The sequence below is a fragment of the Serratia sp. LS-1 genome (assembly GCF_003719595.1).
GTDB classification, from domain to species: domain Bacteria; phylum Pseudomonadota; class Gammaproteobacteria; order Enterobacterales; family Enterobacteriaceae; genus Serratia; species Serratia ureilytica.
In genome coordinates, this window is record NZ_CP033504.1 from 2,913,223 (window position 1) to 2,930,033 (window position 16,811).

General features: G+C 59.2%; 18 protein-coding genes. 5 read left to right on the plus strand and 13 right to left on the minus strand.

What is annotated here, in order from left to right:
• Window positions 1-2: 2 nt before the first annotated feature.
• The 4 genes from EDY99_RS13950 to yfbV form a co-directional block, all read right to left on the minus strand.
• A complete protein-coding gene (locus EDY99_RS13950; protein WP_033643862.1) occupies window positions 3-1,835 on the minus strand; it encodes an SLC13 family permease in 1,833 nt (610 codons plus the stop codon).
• Between the two features lie 97 nt (window positions 1,836-1,932).
• The gene (locus tag EDY99_RS13955; RefSeq protein ID WP_033643863.1) at window positions 1,933-2,589 is read right to left on the minus strand and encodes a sugar phosphatase; all 657 of its coding nucleotides are present in this window, start codon (window positions 2,587-2,589) and stop codon (window positions 1,933-1,935) included.
• A gap of 17 nt (window positions 2,590-2,606) precedes the next feature.
• Window positions 2,607-3,101, minus strand: coding sequence for a YfbU family protein (locus tag EDY99_RS13960; RefSeq protein ID WP_033643864.1), 495 nt, complete (start codon window positions 3,099-3,101; stop codon window positions 2,607-2,609).
• A gap of 141 nt (window positions 3,102-3,242) precedes the next feature.
• Window positions 3,243-3,698, minus strand: coding sequence for a terminus macrodomain insulation protein YfbV (gene yfbV, locus EDY99_RS13965; protein ID WP_004936061.1), 456 nt, complete (start codon window positions 3,696-3,698; stop codon window positions 3,243-3,245).
• 358 nt (window positions 3,699-4,056) lie between these two features.
• On the opposite strand from yfbV, the gene ackA reads away from it, so the two are divergent.
• Together ackA and pta are read left to right on the plus strand one after the other, a co-directional pair.
• Complete coding sequence (ackA, locus tag EDY99_RS13970) at window positions 4,057-5,259, plus strand: acetate kinase (RefSeq protein WP_004936063.1); 1,203 nt, start codon at window positions 4,057-4,059, stop codon at window positions 5,257-5,259.
• Window positions 5,260-5,333: 74 nt separating this feature from the next.
• Window positions 5,334-7,493 carry a phosphate acetyltransferase gene (gene pta / locus EDY99_RS13975; RefSeq protein WP_004936066.1) on the plus strand — a complete coding sequence of 720 codons (2,160 nt, stop codon included), beginning with the start codon at window positions 5,334-5,336 and terminating at the stop codon, window positions 7,491-7,493.
• Between the two features lie 111 nt (window positions 7,494-7,604).
• Here the strand turns inward: pta and EDY99_RS13980 are convergent, their stop codons facing one another.
• The 7 genes from EDY99_RS13980 to EDY99_RS14010 all read right to left on the minus strand — a co-directional run bounded on the left by EDY99_RS13980 (window position 7,605) and on the right by EDY99_RS14010 (window position 12,872).
• The gene (locus EDY99_RS13980) at window positions 7,605-8,051 is read right to left on the minus strand and encodes a hypothetical protein (RefSeq protein WP_123061852.1); all 447 of its coding nucleotides are present in this window, start codon (window positions 8,049-8,051) and stop codon (window positions 7,605-7,607) included.
• An 89-nt stretch (window positions 8,052-8,140) separates the two neighbouring features.
• A complete protein-coding gene (locus EDY99_RS13985; RefSeq protein WP_230358713.1) occupies window positions 8,141-8,611 on the minus strand; it encodes a putative T6SS immunity periplasmic lipoprotein in 471 nt (156 codons plus the stop codon).
• A gap of 223 nt (window positions 8,612-8,834) precedes the next feature.
• On the minus strand, window positions 8,835-9,794 hold the full coding sequence (locus EDY99_RS13990) for a transketolase family protein (RefSeq protein WP_123061853.1): 960 nt from the start codon (window positions 9,792-9,794) through the stop codon (window positions 8,835-8,837).
• A complete protein-coding gene (locus EDY99_RS13995; protein WP_123061854.1) occupies window positions 9,787-10,638 on the minus strand; it encodes a transketolase in 852 nt (283 codons plus the stop codon). Before EDY99_RS13995 ends, EDY99_RS13990 begins: the two co-directional genes overlap by 8 nt.
• A gap of 13 nt (window positions 10,639-10,651) precedes the next feature.
• Window positions 10,652-12,031 carry a PTS ascorbate transporter subunit IIC gene (locus tag EDY99_RS14000; RefSeq protein ID WP_004936074.1) on the minus strand — a complete coding sequence of 460 codons (1,380 nt, stop codon included), beginning with the start codon at window positions 12,029-12,031 and terminating at the stop codon, window positions 10,652-10,654.
• A 23-nt stretch (window positions 12,032-12,054) separates the two neighbouring features.
• The gene (locus tag EDY99_RS14005; RefSeq protein ID WP_025303676.1) at window positions 12,055-12,336 is read right to left on the minus strand and encodes a PTS sugar transporter subunit IIB; all 282 of its coding nucleotides are present in this window, start codon (window positions 12,334-12,336) and stop codon (window positions 12,055-12,057) included.
• A gap of 92 nt (window positions 12,337-12,428) precedes the next feature.
• The gene (locus EDY99_RS14010; RefSeq protein ID WP_033643869.1) at window positions 12,429-12,872 is read right to left on the minus strand and encodes a PTS sugar transporter subunit IIA; all 444 of its coding nucleotides are present in this window, start codon (window positions 12,870-12,872) and stop codon (window positions 12,429-12,431) included.
• 310 nt (window positions 12,873-13,182) lie between these two features.
• On the opposite strand from EDY99_RS14010, the gene EDY99_RS14015 reads away from it, so the two are divergent.
• Complete coding sequence (locus EDY99_RS14015) at window positions 13,183-14,202, plus strand: LacI family DNA-binding transcriptional regulator (protein WP_033651947.1); 1,020 nt, start codon at window positions 13,183-13,185, stop codon at window positions 14,200-14,202.
• 53 nt (window positions 14,203-14,255) lie between these two features.
• On the opposite strand, the gene yfcD is transcribed toward EDY99_RS14015, so the two are convergent.
• Window positions 14,256-14,801 carry an NUDIX hydrolase YfcD gene (gene yfcD / locus EDY99_RS14020; RefSeq protein WP_004936086.1) on the minus strand — a complete coding sequence of 182 codons (546 nt, stop codon included), beginning with the start codon at window positions 14,799-14,801 and terminating at the stop codon, window positions 14,256-14,258.
• Between the two features lie 100 nt (window positions 14,802-14,901).
• A complete protein-coding gene (gene yfcE, locus EDY99_RS14025; RefSeq protein ID WP_033643871.1) occupies window positions 14,902-15,453 on the minus strand; it encodes a phosphodiesterase in 552 nt (183 codons plus the stop codon).
• 233 nt (window positions 15,454-15,686) lie between these two features.
• On the opposite strand from yfcE, the gene yfcG reads away from it, so the two are divergent.
• Together yfcG and folX are read left to right on the plus strand one after the other, a co-directional pair.
• On the plus strand, window positions 15,687-16,316 hold the full coding sequence (gene yfcG, locus EDY99_RS14030) for a GSH-dependent disulfide bond oxidoreductase (protein ID WP_016926886.1): 630 nt from the start codon (window positions 15,687-15,689) through the stop codon (window positions 16,314-16,316).
• A gap of 109 nt (window positions 16,317-16,425) precedes the next feature.
• A complete protein-coding gene (gene folX, locus EDY99_RS14035) occupies window positions 16,426-16,797 on the plus strand; it encodes a dihydroneopterin triphosphate 2'-epimerase (RefSeq protein ID WP_025303682.1) in 372 nt (123 codons plus the stop codon).
• Window positions 16,798-16,811: the final 14 nt, after the last annotated feature.

Below are 16,811 nucleotides of genomic sequence, written 5' to 3' on the forward strand. Positions count from 1 at the left end.
CGTTAAAAACCGTAGAGCCACGGCACCACAATCACGCTGACCGCCATCACCAGCAGGGTGAACGGCACGCCGAGACGCACGAAATCGCCGAACTTGTAATTGCCCGGCCCCAGCACCAGCGTGTTGACCGGTGAAGAGACCGGCGTCATAAAGGCGGCGGACGCGGCGATGGCGATAATCATCGCGAACGGGTATGGCGAGACGCCCATTTCGCGCGCGGCGGCGATGGCGATCGGCGCCATCAGCACCGCCGTCGCGGTGTTGGAAATAAACAGCCCGATAGTCGCGCACAAGACGAACAGGCACAGCAGCATCACGCGCGGCCCCGCCCCGCCGGCGACATCCATCAGCCCGCTGACGATCAGACTGACCCCGCCGGTCTTTTGCAGCGCCTGCGCGAACGGCATCATGCCGACTATCAAAATGATGCTCGGCCAATGGATCGATTTATAAGCGCTCTCCATGTCGATACAGCGGAATTTGCCCATCAGCAAACAGGCGATCAGCGCCGCGATCGGGTTGGGGATTTCGTCGGTCAGCATCATCGCCACCATCAACGCCAGGCAAAACAGCGCGTGCGGCGCCTGCGTGATGGCCGGCGCCACTTCGTCCACTTCGGCCGGCAAGTTGAGCACGATAAAGTCATGGGTTTTGGCCTGCAGTTGACGGATCGCCTTCCAGTCGCCGATCACCAGCAAAATGTCGCCCAGCTCCAGCGGCTCGTCCACCAGTTTGCCGCCGAGCGTCTCGCCGTGGCGGCGGATGCCCACCACGTTCAGATCGTAGCGGCTGCGGAACGCCGCTTCGCGCAGGCTTTTGCCCAGCAGCGCCGAGTCAGGGATCAGCGAGACCTCCGCCATGCCGACGTTGCGCGACTGTTCCGAGAAGTAATCGCCGCGCAGCACCATCGGCTCCAGCCGCTGTTCGCCGCAGAATTCGCGCAGATCGATCTGGCTGTCCGACATGTCGATCAAGAGGACGTCGCCCTCGCGCAGCTCGGTGCTGCCGGAGGCGCTGACCATCACCCGCCGAAAGCGTTTCCAGCGTTCGATGCCCACCACGTTGGCGCCGTAGCGCGCACGCAGGTGCAGTTCATCCAGCGAACGCCCAATCAGCGGCGAAGCGCTGCGGACAGCCAGCCGCCGCGCGCGGCCGGTCAGTCTGTAATCGCGGATCAGATCGCGGAAGGTGCGGCGCTGCCAGCCGTCGCCGGCTTTGCCCGTGTCACCGCTGCCCAGCCAACGCCGGGCGATCAGCATGTAGCCGACCCCCAGCGCCAGCACCACCAGGCCGATCGGCGTCACGCTGAAGAAACCGAAACCATGGATGCCTTCGCGCACCAGCTCGCTGTTGACCACCATATTGGGTGGCGTGGCCACCAACGTCATCATGCCGCTGATAAGCCCGGCAAAGCTGAGCGGCATCATCAGCCGCCCCGGCGCGATCTTCATTCTGGCCGTCACGCTGAGCACCACCGGGATAAAGATCGCCACCACGCCGGTCGAGCTCATAAATGCCCCCAGCCCGGCGACCGTCACCATCAGCAGCATCAACATTTTGGTTTCGCTGCTGCCGGCCACTTTCACCAACCAGTCGCCCACCTGATAGGCCACCCCGGTGCGTACCAACCCTTCGCCGATCACGAACAGCGCGGCGATCAGAATCACGTTGGGATCGCTGAACCCGACCGTCGCCTCCTGCAGGCTGAGCGTGCCGCTCAGCACGAAGGCGATGATCACCAACAGCGCCACCACGTCCATGCGCAGCTTGTTGGTGGTAAACAGCACGATGGCAATCAGCAGTAAACTCAGCACCCACAGTAATTCGCTGTTCAAAACGGCCTCATCCGGCAAATGTCCAAGGGCTTAAAAAATAGCATAAAAAAACCCCGCAAAGGCGGGGTCTAATCAATTAGGGTGAAGATAATGCCACTCAGGCCAGTAGGCGAACGATCGCGCCCTGCGCCGTTTTATCAACGGCGATCTGCGCCAGCGAATCCAGCCGCAGGTCAACCTGCTCCAGCTTCGGCGCGTCGGCCGGGGCGTTGACCGCAATCACCTGGCAGCCCGCCGCCAGCCCCGAAAGAATGCCGGCCGGCGCGTCTTCAACCACCACGCACTCGTGCGGCGCCAGCCCCAGACGTTCGGCACCCAGCAGGTAGGCATCGGGCTGAGGCTTGCCGTGTTTAACCTGCTCGGCGGTGATGAACACCGCCGGCTGCGGCAAACCGCCGGCCTGGCGGCGAGCGCCGGCCACCGGCACCGAACCGGAGGTGACGATCGCCCAAGGGATGCCGAGCGCGTTCAGGCGCTCCAACAACGCGATGGCGCCCGGCAGCGCGCGAACGCCTTCGGTATCCTGCGCTTCCACCTGCTCCAGCAGTTGGAACTCGCGCTGAATTTCCGCTTCGCTTTCACCCGGCATAAAGTGGCGCAGAGAAGTAATGGCCTGTTTACCGTGAATGAAGTCCAGCACCGCTTGCGGATCGACGCCGCGGCGCTCGGCCCAGTGCGTCCAGGCGCGCTCTACCGCCGGCAGCGAATCCACCAGGGTGCCATCAAGATCGAACAGAAAACCCTTACACTCCACAGAAAACCTCTTTTTAATCAAGCATTGATGATTTGCGCTATCTCAACGGCGCTCAAGTGATACTGGCGCGGGCAGGCCAGCCAGATCGCCAGCATACGCTGGTATTTTTCCCACATTTTGGTCTGGGCGTTGAAACCGTGGCTGCCGGAATCGAAGTGAGTATAGCGCCCCTCGGTGTTGACCAGGAAACGCACATAGCTCAGGTAGCGCGCCTCGGTGGCGGCGTCGAAGCCGAGAAACGCCAGGCGGCGCTCGTCCAGCCCCTGTTTCTCTTTCAGATTGCCCCAGGAAACCTGCAGCGCATGGTGCATCTCCATCACGTTGATGATGGTGCGGCATACCTCTTCGCTCAGTTCACCAAAGTCACGATCCAGCTCGCGCATTTGCAAGCCGAAGCCGCGTTCGACGATGGTTTGCAACCGGCGATAACGATCGCTGTTGTCCGGATCGAGTAGCGTCATCATCTTGTACTGATTCGACAGGATCAGGCGCTGGGCATGGGTCATTTCCATCAGGATTTCCTCATTTCTGTATGATGGCGGGAGCATCGCACAGCGCAAGAACGCAGGAAATCACAACTCGACCGTTCTTTGATTTAAACCGGGGTTATTGGCGCTTTGACGAGAAAGGCCGCATCAGCGCGGCCTTTTTCATTACAGATCGTCGAGGAAGGTTTTATCCAACTGCTTGAAGGCGCGCTTAAGCAGATCGGCCAACGTCTGATAGGTGGGCGTGCCCTCGAGCGGCGCCACCGCCTGCCCGGCTTCCGTCAGCTTGTTGCGCACCTCATGGAACCATTGCAGCAGCGTCGGCGGCAGCGGCGTAACAGAACGGCGCCCCAGCCACCACAAGCCCTGCATCGGCAGGCTGCAGGCGAACAGCGCGGTGGCGATCGCCGGGCCGAGCTGGCCGCCCAGCGCGATCTGCCAGGTCAGCGTGAAAATCGCCAACGGCGGCATGAAACGGATAGCGAAACGGGTGGCACGCGCAACGCGGTTCTCCGGAAAGACCGGTGCCAGACGTTTGTCTGACGGCCAGGTTTTCATATAATGCTGCCCGCGCTGGAAGACCTGAAACCAGCTTACGGAACCGGACGGTTTGCTCGTCATTGCGTACCTCAACGTCACGTAAAGAAACTAAAAGCGTGCTGCCAGAGCCCATACTAAAAAATTTGAAGCTTTAAATTTATTTTGTGTTTGCACCGGGCTATCGGTATCCTAAGCCGGCCTTGTGGCCGGTAGAAGATGACGTAAATTTTGTCAACTTTTAGCCCTATAAAAATCAAGATTATTTAAACCGCAGAGAAATCATCGGTTTTTCCATCATCCTGTGATTTGTGCACTTCACATGATGTTAATCATAAATGTCATCGGCACTATGCGCTACGCTTGTTGTCTGATTGACGATTAATTCACCACGTGTGTTCGATTTTCTTTTAACAACACGACTATTTAAGTAGGTACTTCCATGTCGAGTAAGCTAGTACTGGTTCTTAACTGCGGCAGTTCTTCTCTGAAATTCGCCATCATCGATGCCGTTAACGGCGACGAATTCCTCTCCGGTTTGGCCGAGTGTTTCCACCTGCCTGAAGCTCGCATCAAGTGGAAAATGGACGGCGCCAAACACGAAGCTGCCCTGGGGGCCGGCGCTGCACACAGCGAAGCGCTGAACTTCATTGTTAATACTATTCTGGCACAAAAACCAGAGCTTTCTGCGCAGCTGACCGCTATCGGCCACCGCATCGTGCACGGCGGCGAGAAGTTCACCGCTTCCGCCGTGATCAACGACGAAGTTCTGCAGGGTATCAAAGATTCCGTGCCGTTTGCACCACTGCACAACCCGGCTCACCTGATCGGCATCGCGGAAGCGCTGAAATCCTTCCCTCACTTGGCTGACAAGAACGTTGCCGTGTTCGACACCGCGTTCCACCAGACCATGCCGGAAGAATCTTACCTGTACGCCCTGCCGTACAGCCTGTACCGCGACCACGGCGTTCGCCGCTACGGCGCACACGGCACCAGCCACTTCTACGTGACTCAAGAAGCCGCGAAGATGCTGAACAAGCCGGTAGAAGAAGTGAACGTGATCACTTGCCACCTGGGCAACGGCGGCTCCGTCACCGCAGTGCGCAACGGCCAGTGCGTTGACACCTCCATGGGTCTGACCCCGCTGGAAGGCCTGGTAATGGGCACCCGCAGCGGTGACATCGATCCGGCTATCATCTTCCACCTGCACGATTCTCTGGGCATGAGCGTTGATCAGATCAACAAGATGCTGACCAAAGAATCCGGCCTGCTGGGCCTGACCGAAGTCACCAGCGACTGCCGTTACGTTGAAGACAACTACGACAGCAAAGCCGACGCCAAACGCGCCATGGACGTGTTCTGCCACCGTCTGGCCAAATACGTCGGCGCCTACAGCGCGCTGATGGAAGGCCGTCTGGATGCGGTGATCTTCACCGGCGGCATCGGCGAGAACGCCGGCATGGTGCGTGAGCTGACCCTGAACAAACTGGGCCTGCTGGGCTTCGAAATCGACCACGACCGCAACATGGCCGCTCGCTTCGGCAAATCCGGCGCCATCACCAAAGACGGCAGCCGCCTGGCGCTGGTGATCCCGACCAACGAAGAGTTGGTCATCGCGCAGGACGCATCCCGCCTGACCGCGTAATGCTCTCAAAACACCGTCAGCCCAGGCTGACGGTGTTGTTTTAGCCTCATGTTAATCGTGAAGAGGACTATTCTGTGTCACGTACTATTATGTTGATCCCCACCGGCACCAGCGTCGGCCTGACCAGCGTCAGCCTGGGTGTCATCCGCTCCATGGAGCAAAAAGGCGTTCGTCTGAGCGTGTTCAAACCTATCGCTCAACCGCGCACCGGCGACAACGCACTCGACCAGACCACCACCATCATCCGCAGCAACTCCACCATCCCGGCGGCCGAACCGCTGCGCATGGATTACGTTGAGGGCCTGCTGAGCTCCAACCAGCAAGACGTGCTGATGGAAGAGATTGTGGCGCGCTACCACGAGAACACCAAAGACGCGGAAGTGGTGCTGATCGAAGGCCTGGTGCCGACCCGCAAACATCAGTTCGCCAACGCGCTGAACTACGAGATCGCCAAAACCCTGAATGCCGAAATCGTCTTCGTGCTGGCGCTGGGCAACGACTCCCCGGCGCAGCTGAAAGAGCGCATCGAACTGGCGCGCACCAGCTTCGGCGGCAGCAAGAACAAAAACATCACCGGCGTTATCATCAACAAGCTGAACGCACCGGTCGACGATCAGGGCCGCACCCGTCCTGACCTGTCCGAAATCTTCGACGACTCCACCAAGGCCAGCATCGCCCACGTCGATCCTGCGCAGCTGTTCGCCAACAGCCCGCTGCCGGTTCTGGGCTGCGTGCCGTGGAGCTTCGATCTGATCGCCACCCGCGCCATCGACATGGCTCGCCATCTGAAGGCCCGCGTGGTCAACGAAGGCGACATCATGACCCGCCGCGTGAAGTCCGTGACCTTCTGTGCGCGCAGCATTCCGCACATGCTGGAACACTTCCGCCCAGGCTCCCTGCTGGTGACCTCCGCAGACCGTCCTGACGTACTGGTCTCCGCCTGCCTGGCGGCGATGAACGGCGTGGAAATCGGCGCCATCCTGCTGACCGGCGGCTACGCCATCGACGAGCCGATCAAGAAGCTGTGCGAACGCGCCTTCCAGACCGGCCTGCCGGTGTTCATGGTTGACACCAACACCTGGCAAACCTCGCTGAGCCTGCAGAGCTTCAACCTCGAAGTGCCGGCGGACGACCACCAGCGCATCGAGAAAGTGCAGAACTACGTGGCCAGCCACATCAGCACCGAGTGGATCGACTCGCTGACCGCTACCTCTGAGCGTTCACGCCGCCTGTCTCCACCGGCGTTCCGTTACGAACTGACCGAGCTGGCGCGTAAAGCCGGCAAGCGCATCGTGCTGCCGGAAGGCGACGAGCCGCGCACCGTGAAAGCGGCGGCCATCTGCGCCGAACGCGGCATCGCGGAATGCGTGCTGCTCGGCAACCCGGACGAGATCCAGCGCGTCGCGGCAGCGCAAGGCGTTGAGCTGGGCAAAGGCATCGAAATCGTCGATCCGGTCGCCGTGCGTGAAAACTACGTGCCACGTCTGGTTGAGCTGCGCAAGAGCAAGGGGATGACCGAAGTGGTCGCGCGCGAGCAGCTGGAAGACAACGTGGTGCTCGGCACCCTGATGCTGGAACAAGGCGAAGTCGACGGCCTGGTCTCCGGTGCGGTTCACACCACCGCCAACACCATCCGTCCGCCGTTGCAGCTGATCAAAACCGCACCGGGCAGCTCGCTGGTCTCCTCCGTGTTCTTCATGCTGCTGCCTGACCAGGTACTGGTCTACGGCGACTGCGCGATCAACCCGGATCCGACCGCCGAGCAGCTGTCTGAAATCGCCATCCAGTCTGCGGATTCCGCCGCGGCCTTCGGCATCGAGCCGCGCGTGGCGATGATCTCCTACTCCACCGGCAACTCCGGTGCGGGCAGCGACGTAGAGAAAGTGCGCGAAGCGACCCGTCTGGCGCAGGAAAAACGCCCGGATCTGATCATCGACGGCCCGCTGCAGTACGACGCCGCCATCATGGCCGACGTTGCCAAGTCCAAGGCGCCGAACTCACCGGTGGCCGGCCAGGCGACCGTGTTCATCTTCCCGGATCTGAACACCGGCAACACCACCTACAAAGCGGTACAGCGTTCCGCTGACCTGGTCTCCATCGGGCCGATGCTGCAAGGCATGCGCAAGCCGGTGAACGACCTGTCGCGCGGCGCACTGGTTGACGATATCGTCTACACCGTCGCGCTGACGGCGATCCAGTCTTCCCAGGCTGACGCTGCCGCCGCCAAGGCGTAATAAACCGTTAAAAAAAGCCAGTCAGGTAATCCTGACTGGCTTTTTTATGCCTGATATTCTTGGTGATGATGCTGTTTTAGACAATACCCGCCAAATCCGCAGCACCCACCATCATCGCCAGGCGCTGACGCCCCGTGCAGAAAAATCAATGGTAGGCATGATGGGGATTTGGCTGTTCGTGGCATAGAAAAATGCCGAATTCGTAAAGGAATACACCTTCCCGGAAAAATTGATGGTGACGCGGTTGCCCTCGCCGCGGATAGTTGCATCAGCCCGATCCGCCGTCAAAATTGGCGCGCTTTGACTCAGCACGTTGATAGGGTCGCCATCCAGGCTTCCGTTCAAATAGTAACGATACACATCCGTGTCGGTGGCCCCCGCATTCTGGTACTCGGTGACATAGAGCCAAATCTCGTCGGTCAACTGCTTTTTGCTGTAGAGCTTATCGTCATAAGTATCGCGGGTGGCATACCAATACCCCGCAAAGCCAACGACAATAACCAACAAAACCGTCGTCAATAGCCGATGAGCCCATTTAGTAACCATGCTGAGTTGCATAATCAATTCCTTCTCAAGCGTTATACCAATCACCCCGCTTCACACACATTGCTGCCCCAGTCATCTCATTCATCCCTTCTCTGGCTTTATTACTTCGCGCTGGCAATAACCTGCGAAATCTGGCCGTCACTGATTTTCAGCGAGAAACTGCGCTGCCAGAAACGTTTGGAATCTGCATCCTGAGGATCTACGGTACTGATTGCCACGGTATATGGCACATTGCTCTCAAATGCCTTGAACGAGTATGGGATACATTGGCCGGGCGTAATCGTCTCAACGGGCTTCGGCGGTAGAATGGTCCTACGCCAGAGTTCATGCGTTTGGCTACCCAACCGGTGTTCAATAGCGATACTGACCAGACTGACCCTGCCACTCTGTGTTGGGTCGGTTTGCGGTAAAGAGAAACAGAGATCATTTCCCCTCAGCGTAATATCCGCAGTGTAAAAACGTTGCTTTTCAAGCATACAGCCACTGAGCAACATCATCATGATGAGGGTAGAACGGGATAGCGTGATCTCGCCTAGCGTCAGCCTTCTGAACGAGCCTCTTGCTGCTATCATTATTCACCCCATGAATATAACTAATTGTATTTATTATACTATTTTTATTATCTCTTTTTACCTAAGCATTGGCCATCTATTATCCATTAAAAACAAAAAGCCCCCTAAGGGGCTTCTCAGTTGATAACGCGTGAGTCATGACTCAGATACTGGGCAGGAAGCTATGTGCTTTGTCCAGAGCACCAGACCTCATTCGTTACAGCAGTTGTTATTGACTCGAGAACTATTTTTGCAGCAGCTGCCCAGCAGCCTCCAGAATATGCTCGGCGGTCAGGCCATACTCCTGCTGTAAAAACGCCTGGGTGCCCACCTGACCATAACGCTCCTTCACCCCCACGCGCCGCATCGGCGTCGGGCACTCTTCCGCCAGCACCTCCGCCACCGCCGACCCCAGCCCGTTATGAATGCTGTGGTTTTCACAGGTGACGATGCGTCCGGTCTTGGCCGCATAGGCTTTGATCAGTTCACGGTCAATAGGCTTGAGGGTGAACATATCGATCACCGCCGCGCTGACGCCCTGCCGCGCCAGCATCTCCGCCGCCTTCAGCGCCTCCGCCACCATGATGCCGTTGGCGATCAGCGTGATATCGTCGCCGTCGCGCAGCAGATTGCCCTTGCCGATGGTAAAGCGCGAGCCGTCCTGGTAGATGCGCGTCGCCTGCTTGCGGATGGTGCGCACCCAGTAGAAGCCGCGCAGATCCATCAGCTGGCGCAGAATGTCGGCGAACATGGTGGCGTCGGTCACTTCCAGCACCACCGAGTGCGCCAGCCCGCGCACGATGCCCATATCCTCGAACGACATGTGGGTGCCGCCGTTGTGGCAGGCGCTCACCCCGGCGTCGGAAGCGATCACCTTGACGTTGTTTCGCTGATAATCCAGCGACATGAACAGCTGATCGAAACAGCGGCGGCTGGCGAAGGCGGTAAAGGTGTGCACGAACGGCACCCGGCCGGTCAGCGACAGTCCGGCGGCGACGCCGATCACGTTAGCCTCCATGATGCCGCAGTTAATCACGTGCTGCGGGTGATCCTTATGCACGCCGTCCATCGCCATGGAGCTCATCAGGTCCGCCTCCAGCGCGATGATCGGCGCGCCCGCTTCAATCTGCCGCCGCACCGCGCCGGCATAGACTTTGCGCATTTCGACGGCGTCGTTTTCCAACTGCGTCACTACGTTAAACATGGGCGGCCTCCAGTTCGGCGATGGCTTTTTCAATCTCCTGCTGCACGTCCGGCGTCAGGCGCAGGTGGTGTGAGTTCGACAGGTTTTCCAAATAGGTCACCCCCTGTCCCTTGATGCTGTCGAGCACGATCGCCAGCGGCCGCTGTTCTCCGCCGCGCACCGGCCTCACCGCCGCCAGCAGCGCCGTGATGTCGTCGCCCTTGATGGTCTGCACCTCAAAGCCGAAAGCGCGGAACTTGGCGGCCAGATCGAACGGCTGGATCACCTCGTCCAGCGCGCCGTCCAGCTGTTGTTTGTTGTAATCGATAAACAGCGTCAGGTTGTTCAGATTGTGGTGGGCGATAAACTGGAACGCCTCCCAGCACTGCCCTTCGTTCAGCTCACCGTCGCCGAGGATGCTGAACACCCGGTTACGACGCCCCGCCAGCCGATGGGACAGCGCCATGCCGGCGGCGATCGACACGCCCTGCCCCAGCGAGCCGGTAGTGGCATCCACGCCGCGCGTGCGCAGCCGGTCCGGATGGCTCGGCAGGCGCGTGCCGTTCTGATTGAGGGTTTGCAACTCCGCCAGCGGGAAGTAGCCCTTGATCGCCAGCGTGCTGTACAGCGCCGGGCCGGCGTGCCCCTTCGACAGCACGAAGTCATCGCGCTCCGGCCAGTCCGGATCCGCCGGATCGATGCGCATCACGCCGCCGTACAATACCGCCAGCGTCTCGACCACCGACATGCAGCCGCCGTAGTGGCCGAACCCCAGCCCGGTCAACGCCTTCAATGTTTCCAGGCGGATGGCGCGCGCCAGGGCGCGCAGCTCTTCAATTTCCGTTTCGCTCGTTGTGTCGTTCATCACTCTGCCCTCATTATTTCTCGACGCGGTCAGCGGCCGGCGCGCCTTTGCGTTTTCCCAGGAAGTTATGCGCCACCAGCAGCGCAAACACGGCGACAATCGCCAGCATGATCATCTCTTTCGACATAAAGCGCGCCATGTTGCCCAGCAGGATGCCGATCGCGCCGAAGTCGGCGTCGGAGAAGGTGGTGTTGGCAAAGCCCAGCGCCCCCAGCACCGGCAGTAGCAGCACCGGCAGGAAGGTGATCAGCAGACCGTTGGCGAAAGCGCCCAGCATCGCGCCGCGCCGCCCGCCGGTGGCGTTGCCGAACACCCCGGCGGTAGCGCCGGTGAAGAAATGCGGCACTACGCCGGGCAGGATCAGCACCATCTTCAGTTGCCCCAGCAGGAACAGCCCGGCCAACCCGCCGAGGAAGCTGAACAGGAAGCCGATCAGCACCGCGTTGGGGGCATAGGGGTAAACCACCGGGCAATCCAGCGCCGGCCGCGCGTTAGGCACCAGTTTTTCCGAGAAGCCGGTGAACGCCGGCACGATCTCCGCCAGAATCAAGCGCACGCCCTGCAGGATAATGAATACCCCGGCGGCGAAGGTGATGGCCTGGATAATCGAATACACCAGGTAGTTCTGGCCGCCGCTGAGCTCGCTTTCCACATAGGCCCGCCCGGCGCAGATCGCCAGGATCAGGTAGATGACGATCATGGTCATCGAGATCGAAATGGAGCTGTCGCGCAGAAAACTGAGGTTTTTCGGCAGGTTCATCTCTTCGGTCGAGCGCGAGTTTTTCCCCACTTTCGAGCCGATCCAACCGGACAGCACATAGCCCAGGGTGCCGAAGTGGCCGAAGGCGATATCGTCGTTGCCGGTGATGCGGCGCATATAGCGCTGGGCGATCGCCGGGAAGAACGCCATCACCAACCCCAGGGTCAGCGCGCCGGTGAACACCAACTGTACGCCCTCGAAGCCCGCCACCGTCAGGATGATGCCGATCATGCAGGCCATGTAGAAGGTGTGGTGGCCGGTGAGGAAGATGTATTTCAATCGGGTAAAACGCGCCACCACGATATTCGCCACCATGCCGAACGCCATGATCAGCGCGGTGGAAGCGCCGTATTTCTCCAGCGCGATGGAGACGATGGCTTCGTTATTCGGAATGATGCCCTGAATATTAAACGCGTGTTCGAACATGCCGCCCAGCGGATTGAGCGATCCGACCAATACCGTGGCGCCGCCGCCCAAAACGATAAAGCCGAGAATGGTTTTTACCGTGCCTTTCACCACGTCGGAAAACGATTTCTTTTGCGCCAGCAAACCGATCAGCGCAATAAGCCCGACCAGTACCGAAGGCACCTTTAATATATCCACCACAAACTTAAGCGTTTCCTGGATAAACATATCCACCTCGCCAATCGTTTTATTCAGATGATTGAGTGGGCTTCGAAGTAAGCGCGCAGCTTGGCTTCCAGCTCATTAATGTCGATGATGTTGCTGATCACCACCAGCTGCTCGGCCGGTACGCTGGCGCTGTCGGCGATGTCTTTCGCCATCACGAACACGTCGGCGGCGCCGGGAGTGGCGGACGACAGATCGGAGTGTTCGACCTCGGCCTCCACCCCCATCTTTTTCAGCACCTTTTTAATGTTCATTTCCACCATAAAGCTGCTGCCGAGACCTGAACCGCAAATCGCCATGATTTTCATGATATCCACCTGTTGAATTTAGCGTGTAGGGTAGCGCCGCCGGGAATATTCCCGACGTTATGGGCATTAATAATGTTCCTGGTGATTAAACGTTAATAGCGGGCGATAATATCCTCAATTTGCCGTTTGTCTGTGGCGTGAAATAACGCCTCCATCGCCGTGTTATCGGAAAATAATTCCGCCAACTGCGAAATCATTTCAATGTGACTGTTGCCGTCGGGTGCGGAAAGCATCACCACCACCTGAACCGGATCGTTATCCGCAGAATGAAAATTCACGCCCTGGTGGATCTTCAACAGCGACAGCCCCAGCGCGTTGGCGCCCTGCTCCGGCCGCGCGTGCGGCATCGCGATGCCCGGCGCCAGGACGAAGTAGGGGCCAAGCTGCTCCTGCTGATGAAAGATGGCCGTCAGGTAATTCGGCGTAATCACGCCGCGTTGCAGCAGCGGTTGCGCGCTCAGCGTTACCGCCTGGCGCCAGTCCTCCACCCGTTCGCACAGCTGTATATGATCGGCGGTCAGCCATTCTTTCAGCACGTTACCCTCCCAAGCGTTGATGGTTTCGGCCGGTGATTAATTCACCGACGACGGTAAAACTTTAATCAACCCCTCTCGGCTGCACAGTGATTGGCATCACAAAGATAGCGCTACCAAATCGCTATCATGCAGAACTGTGATAGCGCTATCAAAACGCCATGCCGCGGCGCGGCGTTAACCACAATTTTTTCTCGCTCTTCCGGGTTACGGGGTAGAATGTGCCGCATACTGGGATCGTCGAAGCCGCGCCGTCGGCTTCCCACCATCACAATCTTTATGCGCCGCGCGCGCATTTCAGTCGGGATTAGGCATGTCGATCGGTAAAAAACGCCGCAGCACAGGCAGGGTGACGTTGGCTGACGTAGCGCAGCTGGCGGGCGTCGGCACCATGACGGTGTCGCGCGCGCTGCGCACGCCGGAACAGGTTTCGGACAAACTGCGCGAGAAGATAGACGCGGCGGTAAACGAGCTGGGCTATCTGCCCAACCTGGCCGCCAGCTCGCTGGCCTCGGCCTCGTCCTACACCATCGCCATGGTGGTGCCCAGCCTGTCCGAATCCGGCTGCGCCGAGATGTTCGCCGGCCTGCAGAAAGTGCTGCAGCCCGCCGGCTATCACATCATGCTGGCGGAGTCGCAGCACCACCTGGAACGCGAGGAGAAACTGCTGGAGACACTGCTCTCTTACAACCTGGCGGCGGCGGTGCTGCTCAGCGTCGAGCATTCGCAAAATGCCCGCAACGCGTTGATCGCCGCCAACATTCCGGTGGTGGAGATCGGCGCCGTACGCGCCGATCCGATCGACATGAGCATCGGCATCGATTACGTGGCGGCCATGTATCAGCTGACGCAAACGGTGATCGCCAGCGGTTACCAGAATATCGGGCTGCTGTGCGCCAATCAGGAGCAGTGGATTTTCCAGCAGCACCTGCAGGGCTGGCACAAGGCGCTGCTGCGCAACCATATGTCGCCGCATCGGGTCATCAACGCCGCGCAGCCCGCCAGCTTCAGCACCGGCGCGCAGCAGCTGCCGGAATTCTTGCTGGCCTGGCCGGAGCTGGACGCGCTGGTGTGCGCGTCGGACGAACTGGCGGGCGGCGTACTGTATGAATGCCAGCGGCGGCGCATCAAGGTGCCGGATAATCTGGCGGTGGTGGGCTTCGGCAACAGCGAGTTCAGCCGGGTGTGCCAGCCGCCGCTGACCACCATGACCATTCCGCATCGCGACATCGGCATTCAGGCCGGCCAGGCGCTGCTGGCGCGGCTGAACGAGCATCCCTGGCAGCCGCCAGGCTCCCTGCCCGCCACGCTGTGCCGCCGCGACAGCTGCTGAATCCGCCCGTAAAAAAAGCCGGTCGATGACCGGCTTTTCCATGCGCAGGCGGCTCAGTGATTGTCGAGCGGCTTGCCGTAATCCTGTTCATTGTTGCGCGTCAGCCACAGCGACAGCGCCTTCAGCGAATCCGGGGTAAACTCGTCGCAGCGGGCGGTGATCTCTTCCGGCGTCAGCCAGCACACCTCGGCCACTTCTTCTTCCTGCAGCGCGAACGGCCCGTGCGATACGCAGCTGAACAGCGCCCCCCACACCCGGCACTGCTCTTCCTCGAAGTAGAACAGACCGTGCTCGGCGAAAGGCACGCCGGCGATGCCCAGCTCCTCTTCCGCCTCGCGGCGCGCCGAATCCAGCACGTTTTCACCGCTTTGCACTACGCCGCCCGCCGTCGCGTCCAGCCAGCCCGGGTAGAAGTCCTTGATCTCGGTGCGACGCTGCACCAGAATTTTTCCCATCCCATCATGCACCACAATATAGGTAGCACGATGACGCAGCCGCTCCGCCCGCATCTGTTGACGACTGGATTGAGCAATCACCTCGTTTTGCTCGTCGACGATATCAACCCACTCGGTATCTGCAGCCTGACCCTGTTCCGCCATCCTCTAAAACCTTCTATTTTGGCGCGATGCAATCCCGCGCGCTGGTTAATCAATGAGTGTTTTTCAAAGATTTTTATTGTGTGTGTATAAATTAGTGCGTTTAGCGTGTTAACGCCACCTCCGCGACGACCTTGCCGTCGTCGAGCGTCAGCACGCGCAAAGTGCCGCTTTCCAACATGCCGTAGCTGGCGGGAAAGCCCCCTTTCGGGATGCTGACCGAGCCCGGATTGAAGCAATAGATCTCACCCTGCCGCTCCGCCTGCGGCAGATGCGTATGGCCATAGGCCAAGACGTCACCGCAGGATAACGGCGGCAGTGCCGAGGGATGATAAAGGTGACCGTGGGTCAAAAACAATCGTCTTTTTTGCAGTAAAACCTGTTGCCAGGGCGCCTCGATGGGAAACGTCAGCAGCATCTGATCGACCTCGCTGTCGCAATTGCCGCGAACGGCGATGATCTTGTCGCTATAGCGATTCAATCGTTCGGCAACCTGAGCGGGCTGATACCCGGCGGGCAGCGCGTTGCGCGGGCCGTGATTCAGCAAATCACCCAGAAGAATCAACCAGTCGGCGCCGTGTTGTGCGAACAATTCCAGCACGCGTTCGGTAGCCGGCAGCGAACCGTGGATATCCGAGGCGAACATCAGCTTCATAACCTTGTCCTATAGAGGGAAATAAGCGCCATTTTACCGCGCCGGCGCCGTGCGGCAAACCGCCGCCCGCCCCGGTGGAGAATTGTGATCCAACTGCGCAGATAGCATCGGACGAATCCCACATAGCCTGCTATCCTTAGCTGCTATTGTTGGATCTCTGATATACCTTTGTGCGCGGCGAAGACCGCAGCAACGTGTAATGAATTACAGATCACCTTACCGCAGGAGGCAACATGATTGACCTGTATTACGCGCCTACTCCCAATGGTCACAAGATCACCTTGTTTTTGGAAGAGGTCGGCTTACCCTACCGTATCCATCGCGTAAACATCAGCGCCGGCGAGCAGTTCAAGCCGGACTTTCTGAGCATTTCTCCCAACAACAAAATCCCGGCGATCGTCGATCAGCAACCGGTGGACGGCGGCGCGCCGATCAGCCTGTTCGAATCCGGGGAAATCCTGCTGTATCTGGCGGAGAAGACCGGCAAGCTGCTGAGCAAGGGCCTGCGCGAACGCGCCGCTACCCTGCAGTGGCTGTTCTGGCAAGTGGCCGGATTCGGGCCGATGCTCGGGCAGAATCACCACTTTAACCACTACGCGCCGCAGCCGGTGCCTTACGCCATCGAGCGTTACCATCTGGAGACCAAGCGGCTGTACGGCGTGCTGGAAGCTGAACTGCAAAAACACCCGTACCTGGGCGGCGATAACTACAGCATCGCCGATATCGCCACCTACCCGTGGGTCGTGTCGCATCCGCGCCAGCGCATCGATCTGGCTGATTACCCGGCGGTGCGCAACTGGTTCGAGCGCATCAGCAATCGCCCGGCGACCGAGCGCGCCTACAAACTGGCCGAACAAGCCTAAGTGCCCCCCGACTCCCCGTCGGCCGGGGAGTCACATCGTCCCTGCGTTATCATTTCCCTACTTTCCGTGTATTCTGAACGCTAATAATCAGACCTATGGAGAATCTCTGATGTCTTTCAGTCAACCCGACGCCGTTATTCGCATTAAAAATCTGCGGCTGCGCACGTTCATCGGTATCAAGGAAGAGGAAATCAACAACCGACAGGACGTCCTGATCAACGTGGTGATCCACTACCCGGCGGACAAGGCGCGCAACAGCGAAGATATCGCCGATGCGCTCAACTACCGCACCATCACCAAAGCGATCATCCGCCATGTGGAAGATAACCGTTTCGCGTTGCTGGAAAAATTAACGCAGGATGTGCTCGATATCGTAAAAGAACACGCCTGGGTGACCTATGCTGAAGTGGAGATAGATAAACTTCTGGCCCTGCGCTACGCCGACTCGGTTTCCATGACCATGAGCTACCGCCGGGACTAATTCAGGGAGGTCGA

What these genes read in the sequence shown, in the direction of transcription:
- yfcE (WP_033643871.1), bottom strand. Translation starts at nt 15,453, where the DNA reads ATGAAGCTGATGTTCGCCTCGGATATCCACGGTTCGCTGCCGGCTACC.
- EDY99_RS13995 (WP_123061854.1), bottom strand. Translation starts at nt 10,638, where the DNA reads ATGAACGACACAACGAGCGAAACGGAAATTGAAGAGCTGCGCGCCCTG.
- EDY99_RS13980 (WP_123061852.1), bottom strand. Translation starts at nt 8,051, where the DNA reads ATGCAACTCAGCATGGTTACTAAATGGGCTCATCGGCTATTGACGACG.
- folX (WP_025303682.1), top strand. Translation starts at nt 16,426, where the DNA reads ATGTCTTTCAGTCAACCCGACGCCGTTATTCGCATTAAAAATCTGCGG.
- EDY99_RS14000 (WP_004936074.1), bottom strand. Translation starts at nt 12,031, where the DNA reads ATGTTTATCCAGGAAACGCTTAAGTTTGTGGTGGATATATTAAAGGTG.
- yfcG (WP_016926886.1), top strand. Translation starts at nt 15,687, where the DNA reads ATGATTGACCTGTATTACGCGCCTACTCCCAATGGTCACAAGATCACC.
- yfcD (WP_004936086.1), bottom strand. Translation starts at nt 14,801, where the DNA reads ATGGCGGAACAGGGTCAGGCTGCAGATACCGAGTGGGTTGATATCGTC.
- yfbV (WP_004936061.1), bottom strand. Translation starts at nt 3,698, where the DNA reads ATGACGAGCAAACCGTCCGGTTCCGTAAGCTGGTTTCAGGTCTTCCAG.
- ackA (WP_004936063.1), top strand. Translation starts at nt 4,057, where the DNA reads ATGTCGAGTAAGCTAGTACTGGTTCTTAACTGCGGCAGTTCTTCTCTG.
- EDY99_RS13990 (WP_123061853.1), bottom strand. Translation starts at nt 9,794, where the DNA reads ATGTTTAACGTAGTGACGCAGTTGGAAAACGACGCCGTCGAAATGCGC.
- EDY99_RS13985 (WP_230358713.1), bottom strand. Translation starts at nt 8,611, where the DNA reads ATGATAGCAGCAAGAGGCTCGTTCAGAAGGCTGACGCTAGGCGAGATC.
- EDY99_RS14015 (WP_033651947.1), top strand. Translation starts at nt 13,183, where the DNA reads ATGTCGATCGGTAAAAAACGCCGCAGCACAGGCAGGGTGACGTTGGCT.
- EDY99_RS14005 (WP_025303676.1), bottom strand. Translation starts at nt 12,336, where the DNA reads ATGAAAATCATGGCGATTTGCGGTTCAGGTCTCGGCAGCAGCTTTATG.
- EDY99_RS13960 (WP_033643864.1), bottom strand. Translation starts at nt 3,101, where the DNA reads ATGGAAATGACCCATGCCCAGCGCCTGATCCTGTCGAATCAGTACAAG.